Origin of the sequence: Amycolatopsis sp. WAC 04182, assembly GCF_003947465.1 — a bacterium.
Taxonomy (GTDB): Bacteria; Actinomycetota; Actinomycetes; order Mycobacteriales; family Pseudonocardiaceae; genus Amycolatopsis.
This window is the reverse complement of record NZ_QHJJ01000007.1, coordinates 287,642-305,638: the sequence shown is the minus strand read 5'-3', so window position 1 is coordinate 305,638 and position 17,997 is coordinate 287,642. Positions and strand designations below refer to the sequence as shown.

Here is a 17,997-nt window from a genome sequence, read left to right as displayed (position 1 = left end):
GCCGGCTTCCTCCGTTCGTTTTCAGACCTGCAACTCCGCCTCGATACGCTTGAGATAGTGCCTGGCCAGCGCGAGATTCGCCTGGTCCCGGTCCAGCACCAGGTACAGGAAAAGGGAACTCCTGGCGTTCATGGAATCCAGCAGCCGGATCAGATGGTATTGGCGATGCAACGTGATGAGGATGTCCTCGATGCTGTCGTTGAGCGACAGCGCGGACATGACCCGCATCTTCGACCTGACGACATCGGTGTTGCCCGCGGCCGCGACCTCCAGGTTGAGCCAATCACCGCCCCCGCTCGTGCCGAGCGACATCCCGCTCTCGTAATCGACCAGCGCGACACCGACCGCTCCGGCGATCGACATGGATTCCTTCAGCGCGTTTTCGATGTTCATCGAACTCACTTTCTTCGTCTGGCTGCTATGCGGCCAATATCGAACTGATCCGGTCGATGACAGGGCGGCATTCGAAAAGAAGTCGGCCGACATTCAGCTGCCGGTCTCCCATGATCACCATGAGCGCCATCCGGTCGATGGCGTAGACGGCCATGTAGCCCTCACTGCTGAACACCACGGTCTGCCGGAGCGTTCCCTTCCCGGTCACCTCGGCCGCCTGGCGCGCGATCCCGAGATTCGCGGCGGCCAGCGCGGAGACCTCCGCGGGGTCGATGTTCTTCGCCGCGTCGGCGACTATCGGTATTCCGTCGACCGCGGCTATCACTGTGTCGGTCACCCCGGTGACGTTGTCCCGCAGGTTTCGTAATTCGGCGATCAGTGCGTCGAAATCCACTACTCATACTCTCTTTTTCCGAAGGCCCATCACTGAATGGAACGAGGCAATGATCACTCGATGAGTTCTCGACCGCGATGGACCGTACCACCGAAATCCGCCGCCACCTATGCGTCCAAGGGGACGGATATCGGCATCACGCGATCGGCTCAAGCACTTTCCGTGTACGCAGCAGGTCGCCGGAACATTTCGTACCGGCGACACCTGGAATCGGCGTGGTCCGCGATTTCCCGACGGCTTCGGAATGGGCGATCGGATAACGTGAGAACTTCAGTCGACGGAACTGCGACGTTCAAGGAAGACGGTGTCGCACCAGACGCCGTCACGCTCGACGATGCGTTCGCGGATACCGACCGTGCGATAACCGGCACTGCGGTGCAAGGCGATCGCGGCACGGTCGTCGGTGAGAACCGAGGTCTGCAGGGTCCGGATCCCGGCGGCATCGGCCTCCGTGACCTGTTTGTGGATCAGGGCCTTGCCCACTCCGCGGCCGCGGTGACTTTCGACGACGTGGACAGCGGTCTCGGCGACGCCTCGATGACCATCGCGAGCCGAGACCGGAGTCGCCGCGATCCAGCCGACGACTTCACCGTCGACTTCGGCGACCCAGCAGTGCCCCGGCAACCAGTCCGGGTCGAGCCTTTCGCCGCCGACAGCCCGGCGGACGACGACGTCGTCGGGCACGTTGTCCGGGCAGCAGGGCCGCGGGGCGAGCAGGCCCATGACGGCGTCGGCCGCGTGCGGAAGCCCGCTGCAGCACGCCTGGTTGATCGTCACGACGGTGGCGGTGCCCTCTTTGCGCAAATGCAGGAAGCCGACTTCGGCGAGCTTCCGGACATGGTGCGAGCACGTGGATTGACTCGTCCCGAGGATTTCGGTCAAGGCGCCGACGGTCAGACCGCCGGACGACGTCGCGACCGCGTGCAGCAGTTTCACTCGCATCGGCTCGGCGAGGCAGGCGAACCAGCCGGCGTACGTCGCGGCTTCGCTTTCGGGCAGGACGCCAGTGGTCATGCCCCCCAGTATCGACCCAAATCGATGGTTGCGTCAATCGATGCGCGTCGATACAGTCCGCTCAGTCGGTTCAATCGAGCCAGATCGATGAAAGGTGCGGGGATGAACGAGTTGCCTGTGGTGGTCGTCGGAGCGGGGCCGGTCGGGTTGGCGGCGGCCGCCGAACTCGCCGAACGCGGTCTCGAGCCCTTGGTGCTGGAACGCGGCGCACACGCGGGTGCCGCGGTGGCGGAGTGGAATCACGTCCGGCTTTTCTCGCCGTGGTCCGAGCTCGTCGCTCCGGCGGCCGGGCGGCTCCTGGCCGCGACCGGCTGGTCCGGCCCGGCCGCCGAGACCTACCCGACGGGTTCGGAATGGGCCGAGACCTACCTGCGCCCGCTGGCGTCCGCGCTCGGGGACCGGGTCCGGTTCGGCGCCGAGGTGGTCGGCGTGGCGCGCCGCGGCCGGGACCGGATCGTGGACAGCGGCCGCGACGACGAGCCTTTCACCGTGCACGTCCGCGCCGCCGACGGCACGGAACACCGGATCGCGGCACGAGCGGTGATCGACGCCTCCGGAACCTGGCCGACGCCGAATCCCCTTGGCGGGGAAGGACTTCCCGCCATCGGCGAACGAGCGGCGGCAGACCGGATCGGCTACCGCGTCCCGGATCTGGGCGACCCGGCGGTGCGGGCGCGGTACGCGGGCAAGCACGTGGTGGTCGCGGGAAGCGGACACTCCGCGCTGACCGCGCTGGTCGCGTTGGCCGGCCTGGCGGAGGATTCCGCGGACACCCGGATCAGCTGGGTGCTGCGCCGCGGCTCGGTCGGCAACACCTTCGGCGGCGGCGACGCGGACCAGCTCCCCGCACGAGGCGCTCTCGGCCTGCGTGCCCGGGCGGCGGTGGAGTCCGGGCTGATCACCGCCCTGACCGGATTCCGCACCGAAACGGTCGAACGCGACGAAGACGGGCGGCTGAGGCTGATCTCCTCCGCCGGACAGCGCCTCGGCCAGGTCGACGACGTGGTGACGCTGTCGGGATTCCGCCCCGATCTGGGCCTGCTCTCGGAAATCCGCCTCGACCTGGACCCGACGCTGCAGGCGCCGGTCGCGCTCGCGCCGCTGATCGACCCGAACGTGCATTCCTGCGGAACCGTGTACCCGCATGGCGCGAAGGAACTCGCCCACCCGGAGAAGAACTTCTTCCTCGCGGGCATGAAGAGTTACGGCCGGGCGCCGACGTTCCTGGCCATGACCGGGTACGAACAGGTGCGCAGCATCGCCGCGGAACTCGCCGGAGACCACGACGCGGCCGCTCGCGTCGAACTCAGGATGGCCGAGACCGGCGTATGCGGTGGCGCGGGCCTGTTCGACGAGCCCGGGGACACGGCATCGAGTGGCTGCTGCGCGACCCCACCGGGTCCCGCCGAGCGATCTAGCGTTTTCGCGGCCGACGCTACGCGGTGAACAACCGATCCAGCGCCGAACGGCTGTCTTCGGCCATGGCGCGATAGATCACCAGCCGCTGGTCCTGATCCTGAAGCGGCGTGAGCACTTCGTAGTGGAGGTCGAGCACACCGGCCTCGGGATGCCGCATCTCCTTGCGCCCGCGGCCGTTGACCTTGACGTCACGTTCGGCCCACAGCCGCGCGAATTCCCGGTCGGCGATGAGATCGGTCAAGGCCTCATCGTCCGGATGCGCGGCCCAGGCCGCGCGCAGATGCGCGATCCCCTCCCGGATGACACGTTCACGGTCCGCGTAGAACTCGCGCACTTCGGGATGCTTGAGGCACAACCACATCGCGTTGCGCTGCTTCGGCGGCAACGTGGCGAAGTCCACCATCAGCCTCGCCATTTCGCCGTTCCAGGCCAGGATGTCGTAACGGTGGTTCATCAGCATGGCGGGCAGGGGCGACAGATCGGCGACCAGCCGGGCCAGCGGCGGCGCCGCGATGGTGGCGAGTTTGCCGCCGTCTCGGGGCCGCCGCCGGGCCAGGTCGAAGAGATAGGCACGTTCGGCGGGGGCCAGACGCAACGCGCGCGCCAGCGCTTCCACCACGTCCGCGGAGGGCCGCAGCCCGCGCGCTTGTTCCAGCCGCACGATGTAGTCGATGCTGACCCCGACCAGTTCGGCGACCTCTTCTCGGCGCAGCCCCGGGGTCCGCCGGGACCGACGGCGCGACGGCAGACCGAATTCGTCCGGGTCCAGGCGTTCACGCCGGGTCCGCAGGAACGCGGCCAGCTCCTGTGTCGTGTCCACGGTGCGGGTCGTCATGCCCGGTCCAACAGCCAGGGTGGGACCGGTGTTCCCAGGATGTCTTCTCCCTTATCCCCTGCTCGCGGCGGTCGCAGACTCCTCCTCGACAACGGATCACGAGCACAGGAGAACACGATGTCGCTCACTCTCGACACCTACCGGCTGCTGGGCCGGTCCGGGCTGCGGGTGTCCCCGCTGGCACTGGGCGCGGCGACCTTCGGCACCGAATGGGGCTGGGGCGCGCACCAGGACGAAGCCCGCGAACTGTTCGACACCTACGTCGAGCGCGGCGGCAACTTCATCGACACCGCCAACACCTACACGAACGGCAGCTCCGAACGGCTGCTGGGCGAATTCGCCCGTGACAACCGCGAAAGCCTTGTGCTGGCGACGAAGTACACGACCCTGCGCAGGCCGGGAGACCCGAATTCCGGCGGCGGGCAGCGCAAAAGCCTGTTCGCGTCGGTGGAAGCCAGCCTGCGGCGGCTGAACACGGACTACCTCGATCTGCTTTACCTGCACCTGTGGGATTTCACGACGCCGGTCGAGGAGATCCTGCGCGGCATGGACGATCTGGTCCGGCAGGGCAAGATCCTGTACGTGGCGATCTCCAACGCCCCGGCCTGGGAGATTTCGCGGATGCAGGCGATCGCCGATCTGCGCGGCTGGACGCCGCTGGTCGCGCTGCAGATCGAGTACAACCTGATCGAGCGCACCGGCGAACGCGACCTGATCCCCATGGCACGCGAGATGGGGCTGGGTGTGGTCCCCTGGTCGCCGCTGGCAGGCGGCGTGCTCACCGGGAAGTACGACCGCGACGACTTGACCCCGTCCGAAGACGGCACCCGCAAGAACTTCAACCTCGCCCTGGGCACGCTCACCGAACGCAACCTCGACATCGTGGACGTCGTGAAGGAGGTCGCTGCCGAACTCGGCCGCAGCCCCGCCCAGATCGGGCTGGCCTGGACCCTGCGGAACCCGGGCGTGACGGCACCGATCATCGGTGCCCGCACCCCCGCCCAGCTGGAGGACAATCTCGGCGCACTGGAGGTCGAGTTCACCGGCTCGCACCTGGCCCGCCTCGACGAGGCCAGCGCGATCGATCTCGGTTTCCCGCACGACATGCTCGCCCGCGACACGACCCTCGCGCTGACCCGCGGCGACATGACGATCGAACCGCGCCGCCGACCCTGAACCGGTTCCCGAGCCGACGGGACGCGCGTTCCCCTGCCTGCCGGAAATCGAGCCCGGAGCGATGCCTCAGTTGCGGATGATCCTCCGTTCCGTGGCGACGGCCACCGCACCGGCACGGCTGTCGACGCCGAGTTTGTCGTAGATGTGGACCAGGTGTGTCTTCACCGTGGCTTCGGAGATGAACAGCCGCGCGGCGATCTGCCGGTTGATCAACCCTTCCGCCACCAACTGCACGATCTCGGTCTCACGGGGGCTCAATGCGGGCGCGGGGGCCCGCATGTGCCCGAAAAGCCGGGCCGCCACCGGGGGTGCCAGCACGGTCTCCCCCCGCGCGGCCGCGTGAATGCCCTTGAACAGGTCCTCGGGCGGCCCGGCCTTCAGCAGGTAGCCGGTGGCGCCGGCGGCCACCGCCCTGGTGATGTCCAGCTCGGCGTCGTACGTGGTGAGCACCAGCACCTTCGGCGGCTCCGGCAGCGCGGTCAGGCGTTCGGTGGCGTTGACGCCGTCCGGGCCGTCACCGAGCTGCAGGTCCATCAGCACGACGTCCGGTTTCTCCGCGGTGGCGAACAGCACGGCCTCGTCGGCACCCGCGCATTCGCCGATCACGTCGAAGCCGGGCTCGCCGGCCAGCAACGCGGCGATTCCCGCCCGCACCACGGGATGGTCGTCGACGATCAGCACCCGGACGGTCATCGAACCTCCCTGGTGGGCACGGCGACGGCGAGCGCGGTGCCCTCTCCCGGCGCGCTCTCGACGACCATCTCACCACCGAGTTCGGCGAGCCGCTCGCTGATCATCCGCAACCCGTTGCCCCGGTCGCCGCTCGCGCGAGTCGACGCCGGATCGAAGCCGACACCGTCGTCGCGGATGTCGAGGACGACCTTGTCCGCCAAATAAGTCAGCGTGACGGCGGCCTTCGTCGCCCTGGCATGCTCGCTGACGTTCGCCAACGCGCCCTGTGCGACCCGGAGCAGTCCTGCCTCCACCTCGGGCGACAGCGGATAAGGGTCTCCGCTGGTCTCGAAGCGCACAGCGTGCATGGCGGCGAACATGACCTGCTCGGCGAGTTCCTTGAGGGTCTCGGCGAGATCCGCGGCGTCGAGCCGCGGCGACCCGAGGCCCTTGACGAACCGGCGCGCCTCCGCGAGGTTGTCGCCCGCCGCCTCGACGGCGCGGGACACATGGGCCTTCGCCAGTTCCGGGTCCGTGTCCCACGACCGCTGTGCCGCCTGCAACAGCATCCGCGTACTCGAGATCCCCTGGGCGAGCGCGTCGTGGATCTCTCGCGCCAGCCGCTCCCGTTCCTGCATCATCCCGGCCAGTCGCTGACTCTGCGCGAGATCGACCCTGGCGCCCAGGAGTGCCTTGACGGCTTCCCCCAGTTGCCTCCGGTCCCGGTCGAGTTGCAGGAAGGTCATCGTGGCCATCAGCGCGACCGCGATGGGCGCGAGCACGAGGCTCGGATCGAACCCGCTCGCGATCCTCAGCTGGGCCAGGATGGTCGCGGCGGTCAGCAGGACCACCACCGAGATCATCATCCGCGGACGCAGCATCTGCAGGCAGACGAAGAACAACGGTACGGCGCACCAGGCGAAACTCGGCGCGGCCACCACCAGCGCGAGCCAGATCGCGATCACCGCCGTCAGCCACACCGGAAGCCACCGGCCGAGCATCTCCCAGGTCAGCACACCCGCCACGTAGACCAGCGCGAGCGCGCCGGTGAGCACGAGGATCAACGGTGTGGCTCCGCTCAACCCGTGCCCCGCGACGAACCTGGCCACCGACGCGGCGAGCAGCAGGAAGAACCCGGCATGCATCGCGGCGGTCAGCCTGGTGGCTGCGCCGAGGTGCGATTTCATCCGGTCCTCCCTTCGTCGCCGATGATCGTAAGCGGGGAGGCGGGGTGCCCCGCATCAATCGTTCGGTTGATGCGCCCACCGATCGTTCGACGCCCGATCGATGTCCACTTTCCCGATTCGCCGGGCCCCGCCGGCCGGGAAAGTCGTAGGGGAAAGCAACACCCCCTCACCGCAAAGGAAATCCGATGAACGCCAAGCTCCCCCGCACTCGTCTCGTCCTCGGCATGACGGCCGGCCTCGCGACCGTCGCGCTGGCCACCGGGGTGGGCGCGGCGCAGGCACAGGACCACAAGCCGCAGCCGCCCGCCCAGCAGTCCGTCGTGCAGACGAGCGTGCTCAGCGTCGACGCCGCCACCCGCGCCGCGCAGGCCACGCTGGACGCCGCGGAGAAGGAGGGACAGCGGATCACCGTGGCCGTGGTGGACCGCTCGGGTGACGTGCGTGTACTGCTCAAGGGCGATGGTGCCGGGCCGCAGACGGAAGAGTCCGCCAAGCGCAAGGCCTTCACCGCGGTCTCCTTCGGGCAGCCGACCTCAGCGCTGGCCAAGAACGCCCAGGGCGACGGCCCGACCATCCGCGACATCCCCGGCACGCTCTTCCTCGGCGGCGGTGTGCCGGTCGCCGCGAACGGTGGCCCGATCGCCGGGATCGGTGTCGGCGGCGCGCCCAGCGGCGACCTCGACGAGCGGTTCGCCACGGCCGGGCTGCGCGCCATCGGGGAACTTCGCTGATGATCGGTGAACGGGCGATCGTGGCCTTGCTCGCCGCCCTCGTGCTCGGTGCCTGCTCCCCGCAGGCACCGAGCGCACCACCCCCAACGGCGCCGAGCCCCGCACCGCCGCCCGCCTCGTCCCAGCCGCCTCGCCAAGGAGTCCCCGTGAGCCAACTCTTCGAAGCCGACGTGAACCGCGTCCGGCAGGCCGTCGACGCGGGCGCCGACCTGGAGACCCGGGACGATCGCGGCCGGACCCCGTTGCTCGTCGCCGTCACCGAGAATCGCGTCGACGTCGCCGAAGTCCTCGTCAAGGCGGGCGCCGACCCGAACGCGCTCGACGGGCGGCACGACACCCCGTGGCTGGTCACCGGAGTCACGGGCAACGTCCCGATGGCGAAGCTGCTGCTCGAGGCCAAGCCGGACCTGACCATCACCAACCGGTACGGCGGTGTCTCGCTGATCCCCGCCTCCGAACGCGGGCACGCCGAGTACGTGCGGCTGGTGGCAGGCAGCGGGATCAACGTCGACCACGTGAACGACCTCGGCTGGACCGCGTTGCTGGAAGCGGTCATCCTCGGCGACGGCGGGCCGCGTCACCAGGAAGTGGTCCGAGCGCTCGCCGCCGCCGGCGCCGACGTGAATCTCGCCGACAAGCAGGGCGTCACTCCCCTCGCGCACGCCCGGGCCAAAGGCCAGACCGCCGTCGCCCGGATCCTGACCGAAGCGGGCGCACACTGACCTGCCAGGTCCGTGGAGGCCTGGCGGGGTACATGAAGGCCCCCATCCTTGCGTCTAGCGCAGTGAAGGGGACCTTCATGTACTTCACGATTCTGCATAGGAGGCCTCACCTGCGGAATATTTTCTGTTATGCCAATTGACACAAGATTCCGGAAATGGCTAGGGTCCTCCTGTGGAGCAGGCACGTGGACGGGGCAGGCCGCGCAAAGACCCTGCGGCCCTGGCCCGATGGTCACCTCCCGAAGGCTGGTCACGACTGGTCGCCTGGATCTCCCCTGAGGAGAAGAAGGCGCTGAAGCACGTGGCCGTCGAAGCCGACGTTTCCGTTGCGGAGCTGATACGGGCGCTCGCCGGCGGTCTGTCCGTCGGCGCCATCACTCCTGAGGAACTCATCGGGCACGTCGTGAAAGGGAAGACCGTAATGGAAAAGATCCCTACGCTTTTCGAGCGCGATGAGCGCTTCCACGTCGTCGACAGGCCTCGCGCCGAGTGCGCGTGGGTGTTCGACGGTGCCGGAGTGGGAACCGAGAAACTCGACGGCACCAACGTCCGGCTGACCGTGCGAGCGGGACAGCTGGTCCGGGTCGAGAAGCGCCGCAACCCGAGCAAGGCGCAGAAGCAGCAGGGCATCGTGGACGGCTGGTACGTGGACACCGACAGCGGCTCCGCCGAGGACAAGTGGATCCTCGCGGCGGCCGGGAACACCGACGTGTCCGGATGGCCGGACGGGGAGCACCCGAGCGAGGCGCTCGGCCCCCGCATTCAGGGCAACCCGCTGGGACTGGAAGACCACCGGTGCGTCCCGTTCGACTTCCAGGCACCGGCCGTCCCTGAAGTACCGCGCAGCTATCACGAACTCCGGGATTTCCTCGCCACACTGGACAGCCGGTTCTCTCCCGGGCACGTGGCCGAGGGCATCGTCTTCCATCATCCGGACGGCCGCCGGGCCAAGATCAAGCGGAAGGATTTCCCTCGCTCGGTGCCGGCATAGCCCGCCGCCGCCGGACGTGACCTCACATTCGGCGGCCGTGTCTCGTCGTACCCGGGACAGCGCACGAGACCAGGGGGCGAATTCCCATGAACGAACGCACGCACGGCCCGCTCGACCCGGCGTTGAAGGCGATCGTGAGCGAGCGGCGTCAGCTGATCGGGCTCGCGTATCGCCTCGTCGGCTCGCTCTCCGAGGCCGAGGACGTGGTGCAGGAGACCTACACCCGCTGGTACGCCTTGTCCCCGGCGCAGCGGGAAGCGATCGAGTCCCCCGGCGCCTGGCTGACGACCGTCGCCGGCCGGATCTGCTTGGACCTCCTCGGTTCGGCCCGCGCGCGGCGGGAGCGCTACGTCGGCGAGTGGCTCCCCGAGCCCTTGCCGGGACACGTCGAGTGGACGACCCTGCGTCCGCCCACCGGCGATCCGGCCGATCGGATCACCCTCGACGAGTCGATCAACATGGCCTTCCTCGTCGTGCTCGAGTCGCTGACACCGGCCGAGCGGGTCGCGTTCGTCCTGCACGATGTCTTCCGCTTCCCCTTCGCCGAGGTCGCGGAGATCGTCGGCCGCACCCCGGCCGCCTGCCGTCAGCTGGCCACCTCCGCCCGCCGCCGCATCCGCGCGACGCGGCTCGTGCCCGCCCCGATCGCCCGGCAGGCGGACCTCGTCAAGGAGTTCAAGAAGGCGTGGGAAGCCAAGGACATCGAAGCCCTCATCGGTCTCCTCGATCCGGACGTCAAGGCGGCCAGTGACGGTGGCGGAGTCGTCAGGGCCGCGCTGCACCCGTTCGAAGGACGGGAGAACGTCGCGTCCTATCTCATTTCGTTGGCGCACCTGACTTCCGGACTCGACCTGGTGGAGCGGGAGGTCAACGGCCGGCCCGGCCTCGTGCTCCAGCAGGCCGGGCAGACCGTCGCCGTCTTCGCGTTCCACGTCGCCGAAGACCGCATCCAGCGCATCTGGGGGATGCGGAACCCGGAGAAACTCCGGCCGTGGGCCGACGCCTGACCGCTACGCCGCGAGGGCGCCGAGTTGCCGCAGCTGGGTGAGGACGTCGACGACACCCCAGATCTCGGCGACCCGCCCTCCGGCGAAGCGGAGGATGAAGATCTCGCTGTAGGAGACCTGCTTCCCGGTGGCGGGCATCCCCCTGAACTCGCCCCGGTGGGTGCCGGTGACGGTGTTCCGGCAGACGATCTTGTCGCCGTCGGCGAGCACGTCCTCGGCCGTGACCCGCAGATCGGGGAACCCCCGCAGCAGCACCGTCCACACCTGCTTCAGCGCCTGCGCCCCGGTGGCTTCCATCGGCACCGGCGCGTGGAACACCACGTCCGGCGCGACGACCTCGTCGATCATCTTCTCGATGATTTCGAGGTCGCCGCTGTTGGTCGCGTCGTGAAAGCGGCCGAACGCCGCCCGATTGCGTGCCGTCTCGGTGTCGGTCATGCGAACTGCCCGACCCGGTAGTCGCCGCCGGGGTTCTGGATGATGGCGTTCATCCGGTTGAAGGCGTTGATCAGCGAGATCACACCCACCAGGGCGGCGAGCTGGTCCTCGTCGAAGTGCTTGGCGGCGTTCGCCCACGCCTCATCGGTGACGACGCCGCCGTCGGCCATCCGGCAGGCCTGTTCGGTCACCTCCAGCGCGGCACGCTCGGCCTCGGTGAAGACGTTCGCCTCCCGCCATACGGCGACCAGGTTGATCCGCACGTCCGTCTCGCCCGCGGCGGCGGCTTCCTTGGTGTGGATGTCCAGGCACACCGCGCATCCGTTGATCTGGCTCGCGCGCATCCGGACCAGCTCCTGGACCGGGAGCGGCAGAGGCGAGCTCGCCAGCGTCCTGTTCGCCGAGACGAGGGCCTTCAGGAATTTTCCGCCGACCGGGTTGCCGAAGTAGTCGAGCCTGGCACTCATCGCGATCTCCTTTGCCTTGGTGGGTGTTCTGCCCAACCGACGACGCGGCACCGCGAAATGTGAGGCCTGCCCCGAAACGCCGTGTGGAGGGCAGACCTCGAACAGGTCTCGCCCTCCACACGGGGATACAGCCGGTCATCGCAGCACCGCCGGTTCACCTCCGCCGATCTCGCTCGGCTCGGGCTTCGGGGCCCGCAGGGTGGCCATGGCCAGGAAGCCTCCCGCGACCGCGATTCCCGCCGCCCCGAGGAACGCCGCCGAGTAGCCGCCGGTCAGCGCGACCGGGTCCCCGATCCGCCCCGCGCCGAACGACACGCCGACCGCGGTCATCGCGGCGAGACCGAGCGCCGAGCCGATCTGGTACGAGGTGTTCACGATCCCCGACGCCAGTCCGCCTTCCTCCGGTTTCGCGCTGGAGATGGCGGTGCCGAGCGACGGGATGAACGCGAGCGCCTGGCCGAGAGCCGCGACCAGGGACGCAGGCAGGACGTCGACGACGAAGTTGCCCGTCGGGCTGACGAACGACAGCCACACCAGTCCCGCGGCGAGCGCCCACAGCCCGCCGATGATCATCTTCTTCGGTCCGAATCGGCCGATCAGTTTCGGTGCGACGGCGACCATCAGCACGACGATCAGCACGGTCATCGGCAGGAGCGCGGCACCGCTGGCGAAGGCCCCGTAGCCCAGAACCTGCTGCAGGTACAGGTTGAGGAAGTACCACATCGGGATCCACGCCGCGCCGAGCAGGAACTGCGCGAGATTCGCGCCGCCGAGGTTCGGCGTCTGGAAGATCCCTAGCCGCACCAACGGAACCTCACGTTTGCGCTGGATCAGCACGAACACCGCGAGCAGCGCGACGCCACCCACCAGCGCACCCCACGTGCCCGCCGAGTCCCAGCCCGCTTCCGGTGCCCGGACGACACCGAACACGGTCAGCCCGAGGCCCGCGGTCGCCGCGACGGCGCCGGCGATGTCGACCGAGCCACGCCGGGCGGGCGCGGACGGCATCAGCTTGCCCGTCGCCGCGATCGCGACCAGCGAAATCGGGACGTAGAGCCAGAAGATCCACGGCCACGACAGCCATTCGGTGATCACGCCACCGAGGAACACCCCGGCGGTACCACCGGCGGGCGCGGCCGCGCCGTAGAGCGCGAGCGCCTTGGTCAGCTCACGGGGACGCGCGCCGAACAGCATCATCAGCAGGGTCAGCGCGGACGGCGCGATCAGCGCCGCTCCCGCACCTTGCAGTACCCGGCCGAGCAGTTCGACCCACGCGGTGCCCGCGAGCGCGGCGACCACGGAACCGCCGAAGGTGACGACCCAGCCGGCGGTGAACATCTTCCGCGCGCCGAACAGGTCCGAGAGGCGTCCGCCGAGCAGCAGGAGCCCGGCGAGCGCGATGACGTAGGCGTTGAACACCCAGGACAGGTCCCCTGGGGAGAACCCGAGGTCCTGCTGCATTGCGGGTAGTGCGACGCCGATGATCGAGGTGTCCATGATGACCATGAACTGGGCCAGCGCGATGAGTCCCAGCGCCCACCACCGTCGTGGGTCCGGGGTTGTCTCCGCCATGACGACCGTCCTTTCGAGAACTTGATACCCCTAGGGGGTACCTGACGGAGATGAAGTTAGGCGCGTTCGACCTCCTGCGCAAGTACCCCCAGGGGGTATCTATGTCGCGCCGGTCACACCCGCTCGGCGACGCGTTCGACCTTGCCGACCAGGAAGACGTACGACAGGATCCCCGCGACCGTGATCACGGTCATGTAGGCGAAACCGGGCGCGAAGCTGTCGTCGGTGACGATCAGGCCGATGACGATCGGGGTGGCGATCGACGACAGGTTCCCGATGAAGTTGAACATCCCGCCGGTCAGCCCCAGCAGCCGTCGCGGGGCCAGCGCGGAGACCAGCGACCAGGTGATCGACGCGAGCCCGTTGCCGAAGAAGGCGATCGACAGGATGACGATGACGAGCGTGGTCGAGTCGGTGAAGCCCGCCGTGACCATCACGGTGCTCAGCAGCAGCCCGGCGATGATCGGGCCTTTCCTCGCCACGCCGAGCGAAGCACCACGGCGCACCAGGAAGTCCGACAGGACACCGGAAGCCAGTACGCCGACCAGCGCCGCGATGAACGGCAGCGAAGCCAGGAAACCGGACTTGATGTAGTCCATTTTCCGGTATTCGACGAGATACGTGGGGAACCACGTGAGGAAGAACCAGAGCGTCGAGGTCAGGCAGAACTGTCCGAAGTAGATTCCCCACAGCTTCCGGCTGCCGAGTACGGTCGCCAGATCCGCCCGCGTGACGCGTGCCCGCTCGGGCCGTTCCTGCGGCAGATCCACCAGGCCGCCACCGGAGCGGATCAGCTCGACCTCGGCCTCATTGGCCCGTGAGTCGCGTGGCTCCCGGTACTTCGCGTACCAGAGCACCGCCCAGAGGATGCCGACCAGACCCGTGGCGATGAACACCCAGTGCCACGAAAGCACGGTTTGCAGCCAGGACAGCACGGGCGTCAGCAGCGCGAGGCCGATGAACTGACCCGAGGTGTAGAACCCGATGGCCGTGGCGCGTTCGCGTTCCGGGAACCAGACGGTCGCGATCTTGCTGTTGATCGGATACGCGGGCGCCTCGAAGACCCCGACCATCAGCCGCAACGCGATCAGCGCCACGAAGCCGCCGATCACCCCCATGAAGAACGTCGCGAGCGACCAGAGGATCAAACAGGCCGGATAGAGCAGTCGCGGCGGGATCTTGTCGACCAGCCAGCCGCCGGGCAGTTGCAACGCGGCGTAGGTCCAGCCGAAGGCCGACAGGAGCAGGCCTTGTTCCGCTTTGGACAGCTCGAGTTCGCCGGCGATCGCGGGCATCGCGATCGACAGGTTCGAGCGGTCCAGGTAGTTGATGACGACGGTGATGAACAACATCACCGCGATGAGCACCCGGAACCGGGTCGGGCGCACGGTGGCTCGGACGGCAGTGGTCATCGCGCTCACCATTCCGCGAAGGAGCCGTCGGTGTGCCGCCACACCGGATTCCGCCAGCGATGTCCCTCGGCCGCGCGTTCGGCGACGTACTCCTCGTTGATCTCGATGCCCAGCCCCGGACCACCGGGGATGGCGACCTGTCCGTCGTCGTAGGCGAACACCGACGGATCCGCCAGGTAGTCGAGGAGATCGTTGCTGGTGTTGTAGTGGATGCCGAGGCTCTGTTCCTGGATCGTCGCGTTGTAGCAGCCCGCGTCGATCTGCAGGCAGGCCGCCAGCGCGATCGGGCCGAGCGGGCAGTGCAGCGCCAGGCCGACGTCGTAGGCCTCCGCCATGTGCGCGATCTTCCGCGCTTCGGTGATGCCGCCGCAGTGCGACGGGTCCGGCTGGATGATGTCGACGGCGCCCGAGGCCAGGACCGCCTTGAAATCCCACCTCGAATACAGCCGTTCGCCGAGCGCGATGGGAATCGGCGAGTTGCGGAGGACCTCCGCGAACCCGTCGACGTGCTCGGACAGCACCGGTTCCTCGACGAACATCAGCCGGTACGGTTCCAGTTCACGCAGCAGGACCTTGGCCATCGGCTTGTGCACGCGGCCGTGGAAGTCCACCCCGATGCCGATGTTCGGGCCCACCGCCTGGCGCACGGCGTCCACATTGGCCACACAGCGGTCGACCTTGTCCCAGGTGTCCAGATAGGACAGTTCCTCGGTGCCGTTCATCTTCACCGCGCTGAATCCGCGATCCACCACCTCGCGCGCGGCGCGGGCGGTCTCGGCGGGCCGGTCGCCACCGATCCACGAGTACACCTTGATCCGGTCGCGCACCCGGCCGCCGAGCAGTTCGTGGACCGGCACACCGAGCGCCTTGCCCTTGATGTCCCACAGGGCCTGGTCGATCCCGGCCAGCGCGCTCATGTGGATGCCACCACCGCGATAGAACCCGCCGCGATAGAGGACCGTCCACAGATCCTCGATCTGCGAAGGATCCTTGCCGATCAGGTAATCGGAAAGTTCCTCCACGGTGGCGGCCACCGAAGCGGCCCGGCCCTCCAGGACCGGTTCGCCCCAGCCGGTGACGCCCTCGTCGGTTTCGATCTTCAGGAACGACCAGCGCGGCGGCACCTGATATGTCGTCATTGACACGATCTTCATGGGTTTCTTCCTTAGTCCTGGTGCCAGATCCTGGAAAATTCGCGAGCACGGACGCCGACCGCGTCCGCGCCGTCACCCGGCCGGTAGAGGCAGGAACCCAGCCCCGCCCCGGCCGCCCCGGCGGCGGCCCAGTCCGCCAGGTTCGTTTCGTCGACCCCGCCGACCGGCAGTAGCCCGACCTCGCGCGGCAACACGGCGCGCCACGCCTTCATGCCCCCGATCCCGACTGCGCCGGCGGGGAACAGCTTGAGATTCCGGGCGCCCGCGGCCACCGCGGCGAAGGCCTCGGTGGGTGTGGCCACGCCGGGATACGGCGTCATCCCCTCGGCCACGGCGGCGGAGATCACCGCGGGATCGGTGTTGGGCGCCACGATCATCCGCGCCCCGGCCGCCCGCGCCCGGCCGACGTCTTTGGTGGTGAGCACGGTGCCCGCGCCGATCTCGCACCCTCCGCCGAACGCGTCCGCGAGCAGGCGGACGCTTTCGAACGGCTCCGGCGAGTTCAGTGGCACCTCGATGGCGGGGAATCCCGCGTCGACGAGCGCCCGGCCGATGCCGACGACCTCGGCCGGGGTCACTCCGCGCAGGATCGCGATCAAACCGGTCACGGCTTCAGTGTCCTTTCGAGACGGTCTTCGAGCAGTCCGGCGGCCGTCGCGATACGCCACAGCCCCCGGGCGGTGATCTCCTCGGAAAGCACGGTGGCCTCCACTCCCCTTTCGGCGAGGGCGGCGGCATAACGACGGCAGAGTGCGCCGGCTCCGCAGAGCACGACGTGGTCGTCCGAGTCCCGCAGCAGGTGCGAGACCTCGTCGGCGATCAGGACGCCGGAGAGGTAGTCGGGCAGCGACGCCGGTTCCAGTACGCCGTCGAGCACGAGCGGGCGGGCGCCGAACGCCTCGGTGGCGAGCCCGCGTGAGCGTTGTCCGGCGACCAAGCCCCGCGAGAAGGCGGCGTCGTCGGCGACCGGATCGGCGGCCGTACGGGCGAGGATGCCGTGCGCCATCAGCAATCCGTACAGTTCGCCGGTCATCGCGGTGGTGAAGCCGGTGACGAGCCCGTCCTCGACGCGGACCCATTTGCTGTGCGTCCCGGGAAGCACCACGGTGAGCGGTCCGCGAGGGTGCCCGAGCGCCTCGAGCGCGCCGACGAGTTGCGTTTCCTCGCCGCGGACGACGTCGCCCGGGTTCTCGCCGGACGGGATCCGCAGTCCCGGCACGAGATGGAGCACGCCGTCGCGATGGGAGACCGGGACGAGCGAAGGGAAGTCGAGCGGCGCCGGGACGGTGCGATAGCCGGAGTCGGTCCAGCCCTGCGCGCTGCCCACCATCCCGGACGCGAGCGCGGGAAGCCCGGGGTAGGCCGTCAGCCAGTCGCCGCAGGTCTGCCGGAAGGCCGACTCGTAGGCGGCCGCCCTGGCTCGCGGGTCCCGGAGGTCCACGTCCTCGGTCGTGGTGAGCAGTCCGCGCCCGGCGTCGCGGGCGGCCAGGATCTCGCCGTCCCTGCCGAGCAGCCAGGCGCGCTGACCGGAGGTCCCCCAGTCGAGCGCGATCAAGGCGGGTTCAGTGTCCGTCACGAGCGACATCGTGCGGTCGCGTTCCCGATAATGCGATTGCCGTCCCTATATGTAGGATCCGGGTATGTCCGAAACGGCACCGCCCGGCACCCAGACCCTCGCCCGCGGCCTCACGGTGATCCGCGCGGTCGCGAACGGCGCCACCGACCTCCGCACGCTGGTCGACCACACCGGCCTGGGCCGCAGTACCGCGCATCGACTGGTCCAGCTGCTGGTCAGCGAGGGCTATCTGCGCAGCGGGCGGGACGGCTACACGCTCGGGCCCACCCTGATCGAACTGGGTTTCCAAGCCCTGCACGGAAGTCCGCTTCCGGTGGTCGCCCGCCCGGTGCTGGAGGAGCTGGCCGACCAGTTGCGGGACACGGTGCACCTGGCCGTCCGCGACGGGGATTCCGTGCTGTACCTGGACAAGCTGCCGGGTTCACGAGGCGCGGAGATGCGCTCCCGCATCGGGCACCGGATGCCGTTGACCCGCACCGGTGTCGGCATGGCGCTGCTGCTGGACTCCGCGCCCGAGTGGCGGCAGCTGTACCTGGCCGAGACACCGGCGGAACCCGGCCGGGTGCGCCCGGAGGACGTCGACGCGTTCCTGGCGCGCATGCGCGAGTACGCGGAGTCCGGGGTGGCGATGGACCTGGAGGACAACGAACCGGGAATCCGTTGTGTCGCGGCGCCGATCCGGGACGCCACCGGCGCGATCGCCGGCGCCATCAGTGTTTCGGCGACCCGGCCGTACATGCCCGCCGCCCGGATGCGCGGCCTGAACCGCGTCGTCGGCCGTGCCGCGCGTCAGGTCTCCGCCGGGCTCGGCCACCGCGAACCCTAGGAACCGGTTCG

Annotated in this window: 20 protein-coding genes; 7 read left to right on the top strand and 13 right to left on the bottom strand. The window is 68.8% G+C overall.

What is annotated here, in order from left to right; translation table 11 throughout:
* Positions 1 to 21 precede the first annotated feature (21 nt).
* The 3 genes from DMH01_RS33565 to DMH01_RS33555 all read right to left on the bottom strand — a co-directional run bounded on the left by DMH01_RS33565 (position 22) and on the right by DMH01_RS33555 (position 1,801).
* A complete protein-coding gene (locus tag DMH01_RS33565) occupies positions 22 to 393 on the bottom strand; it encodes a hypothetical protein (protein ID WP_125681949.1) in 372 nt (123 codons plus the stop codon).
* Between the two features lie 25 nt (positions 394 to 418).
* Positions 419 to 787, bottom strand: coding sequence for a roadblock/LC7 domain-containing protein (locus tag DMH01_RS33560; RefSeq protein WP_125681948.1), 369 nt, complete (start codon positions 785 to 787; stop codon positions 419 to 421).
* 270 nt (positions 788 to 1,057) lie between these two features.
* The gene (locus DMH01_RS33555; RefSeq protein ID WP_125681946.1) at positions 1,058 to 1,801 is read right to left on the bottom strand and encodes a GNAT family N-acetyltransferase; all 744 of its coding nucleotides are present in this window, start codon (positions 1,799 to 1,801) and stop codon (positions 1,058 to 1,060) included.
* Between the two features lie 102 nt (positions 1,802 to 1,903).
* Between DMH01_RS33555 and DMH01_RS33550 the strand changes: the two genes are divergently transcribed.
* The gene (locus DMH01_RS33550; protein WP_125681944.1) at positions 1,904 to 3,247 is read left to right on the top strand and encodes an FAD-dependent oxidoreductase; all 1,344 of its coding nucleotides are present in this window, start codon (positions 1,904 to 1,906) and stop codon (positions 3,245 to 3,247) included.
* Here DMH01_RS33550 and DMH01_RS33545 read toward each other — a convergent pair.
* Positions 3,237 to 4,055: a helix-turn-helix transcriptional regulator gene (locus tag DMH01_RS33545; protein ID WP_125681942.1), complete on the bottom strand. Its 819-nt coding sequence runs from the start codon at positions 4,053 to 4,055 to the stop codon at positions 3,237 to 3,239. The two genes, DMH01_RS33550 and DMH01_RS33545, sit on opposite strands and share 11 nt — an antisense overlap.
* Before the next feature lie 117 nt (positions 4,056 to 4,172).
* On the opposite strand from DMH01_RS33545, the gene DMH01_RS33540 reads away from it, so the two are divergent.
* Entirely contained in the window at positions 4,173 to 5,231 is a 1,059-nt protein-coding gene (locus DMH01_RS33540; protein WP_125681940.1) for an aldo/keto reductase, read from the top strand.
* A 66-nt stretch (positions 5,232 to 5,297) separates the two neighbouring features.
* Here the strand turns inward: DMH01_RS33540 and DMH01_RS33535 are convergent, their stop codons facing one another.
* Together DMH01_RS33535 and DMH01_RS33530 are read right to left on the bottom strand one after the other, a co-directional pair.
* Positions 5,298 to 5,924 (bottom strand): response regulator transcription factor, encoded by a 627-nt coding sequence (locus DMH01_RS33535; RefSeq protein WP_125681938.1) that lies wholly within the window; start codon positions 5,922 to 5,924, stop codon positions 5,298 to 5,300.
* Complete coding sequence (locus DMH01_RS33530) at positions 5,921 to 7,090, bottom strand: sensor histidine kinase (protein WP_125681936.1); 1,170 nt, start codon at positions 7,088 to 7,090, stop codon at positions 5,921 to 5,923. Before DMH01_RS33530 ends, DMH01_RS33535 begins: the two co-directional genes overlap by 4 nt.
* A gap of 185 nt (positions 7,091 to 7,275) precedes the next feature.
* Here DMH01_RS33530 and DMH01_RS33525 point away from each other — a divergent pair, with 185 nt between their 5' ends.
* The 4 genes from DMH01_RS33525 (at position 7,276) to sigJ (ending at position 10,541) form a co-directional block, all read left to right on the top strand.
* Positions 7,276 to 7,821 carry a heme-binding protein gene (locus tag DMH01_RS33525; protein ID WP_125681934.1) on the top strand — a complete coding sequence of 182 codons (546 nt, stop codon included), beginning with the start codon at positions 7,276 to 7,278 and terminating at the stop codon, positions 7,819 to 7,821.
* A gap of 146 nt (positions 7,822 to 7,967) precedes the next feature.
* The gene (locus DMH01_RS33520) at positions 7,968 to 8,543 is read left to right on the top strand and encodes an ankyrin repeat domain-containing protein (protein ID WP_125681932.1); all 576 of its coding nucleotides are present in this window, start codon (positions 7,968 to 7,970) and stop codon (positions 8,541 to 8,543) included.
* Between the two features lie 172 nt (positions 8,544 to 8,715).
* Positions 8,716 to 9,534: an RNA ligase family protein gene (locus DMH01_RS33515; protein ID WP_233621757.1), complete on the top strand. Its 819-nt coding sequence runs from the start codon at positions 8,716 to 8,718 to the stop codon at positions 9,532 to 9,534.
* Between the two features lie 86 nt (positions 9,535 to 9,620).
* Positions 9,621 to 10,541, top strand: coding sequence for an RNA polymerase sigma factor SigJ (sigJ, locus tag DMH01_RS33510; protein WP_125681928.1), 921 nt, complete (start codon positions 9,621 to 9,623; stop codon positions 10,539 to 10,541).
* 3 nt (positions 10,542 to 10,544) lie between these two features.
* Here the strand turns inward: sigJ and DMH01_RS33505 are convergent, their stop codons facing one another.
* From DMH01_RS33505 to DMH01_RS33475, 7 genes are all read right to left on the bottom strand, one after another.
* Positions 10,545 to 10,979: an ester cyclase gene (locus DMH01_RS33505; protein WP_125681927.1), complete on the bottom strand. Its 435-nt coding sequence runs from the start codon at positions 10,977 to 10,979 to the stop codon at positions 10,545 to 10,547.
* The gene (locus DMH01_RS33500) at positions 10,976 to 11,446 is read right to left on the bottom strand and encodes a carboxymuconolactone decarboxylase family protein (RefSeq protein WP_125681925.1); all 471 of its coding nucleotides are present in this window, start codon (positions 11,444 to 11,446) and stop codon (positions 10,976 to 10,978) included. Before DMH01_RS33500 ends, DMH01_RS33505 begins: the two co-directional genes overlap by 4 nt.
* Before the next feature lie 135 nt (positions 11,447 to 11,581).
* On the bottom strand, positions 11,582 to 13,018 hold the full coding sequence (locus DMH01_RS33495; protein ID WP_125681923.1) for an MFS transporter: 1,437 nt from the start codon (positions 13,016 to 13,018) through the stop codon (positions 11,582 to 11,584).
* A gap of 113 nt (positions 13,019 to 13,131) precedes the next feature.
* Complete coding sequence (locus DMH01_RS33490; protein WP_233621756.1) at positions 13,132 to 14,430, bottom strand: MFS transporter; 1,299 nt, start codon at positions 14,428 to 14,430, stop codon at positions 13,132 to 13,134.
* 5 nt (positions 14,431 to 14,435) lie between these two features.
* Entirely contained in the window at positions 14,436 to 15,584 is a 1,149-nt protein-coding gene (gene dgoD, locus DMH01_RS33485) for a galactonate dehydratase (protein ID WP_125681921.1), read from the bottom strand.
* An 11-nt stretch (positions 15,585 to 15,595) separates the two neighbouring features.
* The gene (locus DMH01_RS33480; protein WP_125681919.1) at positions 15,596 to 16,192 is read right to left on the bottom strand and encodes a 2-dehydro-3-deoxy-6-phosphogalactonate aldolase; all 597 of its coding nucleotides are present in this window, start codon (positions 16,190 to 16,192) and stop codon (positions 15,596 to 15,598) included.
* Positions 16,189 to 17,169: a 2-dehydro-3-deoxygalactonokinase gene (locus tag DMH01_RS33475; protein ID WP_125681917.1), complete on the bottom strand. Its 981-nt coding sequence runs from the start codon at positions 17,167 to 17,169 to the stop codon at positions 16,189 to 16,191. The genes DMH01_RS33480 and DMH01_RS33475 overlap by 4 nt, the downstream gene beginning before the upstream one ends.
* 55 nt (positions 17,170 to 17,224) lie before the next feature.
* Between DMH01_RS33475 and DMH01_RS33470 the strand changes: the two genes are divergently transcribed.
* On the top strand, positions 17,225 to 17,986 hold the full coding sequence (locus tag DMH01_RS33470) for an IclR family transcriptional regulator (RefSeq protein ID WP_125681915.1): 762 nt from the start codon (positions 17,225 to 17,227) through the stop codon (positions 17,984 to 17,986).
* The last annotated feature ends 11 nt before the right edge of the window (positions 17,987 to 17,997 follow it).

Coding starts and splice junctions, on each gene's coding strand:
- DMH01_RS33490 (WP_233621756.1), bottom strand. CDS start 14,430: ATGACCACTGCCGTCCGAGCCACCGTGCGCCCGACCCGGTTCCGGGTG.
- DMH01_RS33500 (WP_125681925.1), bottom strand. CDS start 11,446: ATGAGTGCCAGGCTCGACTACTTCGGCAACCCGGTCGGCGGAAAATTC.
- DMH01_RS33470 (WP_125681915.1), top strand. CDS start 17,225: ATGTCCGAAACGGCACCGCCCGGCACCCAGACCCTCGCCCGCGGCCTC.
- dgoD (WP_125681921.1), bottom strand. CDS start 15,584: ATGAAGATCGTGTCAATGACGACATATCAGGTGCCGCCGCGCTGGTCG.
- DMH01_RS33540 (WP_125681940.1), top strand. CDS start 4,173: ATGTCGCTCACTCTCGACACCTACCGGCTGCTGGGCCGGTCCGGGCTG.
- DMH01_RS33525 (WP_125681934.1), top strand. CDS start 7,276: ATGAACGCCAAGCTCCCCCGCACTCGTCTCGTCCTCGGCATGACGGCC.
- DMH01_RS33555 (WP_125681946.1), bottom strand. CDS start 1,801: ATGACCACTGGCGTCCTGCCCGAAAGCGAAGCCGCGACGTACGCCGGC.
- sigJ (WP_125681928.1), top strand. CDS start 9,621: ATGAACGAACGCACGCACGGCCCGCTCGACCCGGCGTTGAAGGCGATC.
- DMH01_RS33565 (WP_125681949.1), bottom strand. CDS start 393: ATGAACATCGAAAACGCGCTGAAGGAATCCATGTCGATCGCCGGAGCG.
- DMH01_RS33550 (WP_125681944.1), top strand. CDS start 1,904: ATGAACGAGTTGCCTGTGGTGGTCGTCGGAGCGGGGCCGGTCGGGTTG.
- DMH01_RS33505 (WP_125681927.1), bottom strand. CDS start 10,979: ATGACCGACACCGAGACGGCACGCAATCGGGCGGCGTTCGGCCGCTTT.
- DMH01_RS33530 (WP_125681936.1), bottom strand. CDS start 7,090: ATGAAATCGCACCTCGGCGCAGCCACCAGGCTGACCGCCGCGATGCAT.
- DMH01_RS33475 (WP_125681917.1), bottom strand. CDS start 17,169: ATGTCGCTCGTGACGGACACTGAACCCGCCTTGATCGCGCTCGACTGG.
- DMH01_RS33495 (WP_125681923.1), bottom strand. CDS start 13,018: ATGGCGGAGACAACCCCGGACCCACGACGGTGGTGGGCGCTGGGACTC.
- DMH01_RS33545 (WP_125681942.1), bottom strand. CDS start 4,055: ATGACGACCCGCACCGTGGACACGACACAGGAGCTGGCCGCGTTCCTG.
- DMH01_RS33535 (WP_125681938.1), bottom strand. CDS start 5,924: ATGACCGTCCGGGTGCTGATCGTCGACGACCATCCCGTGGTGCGGGCG.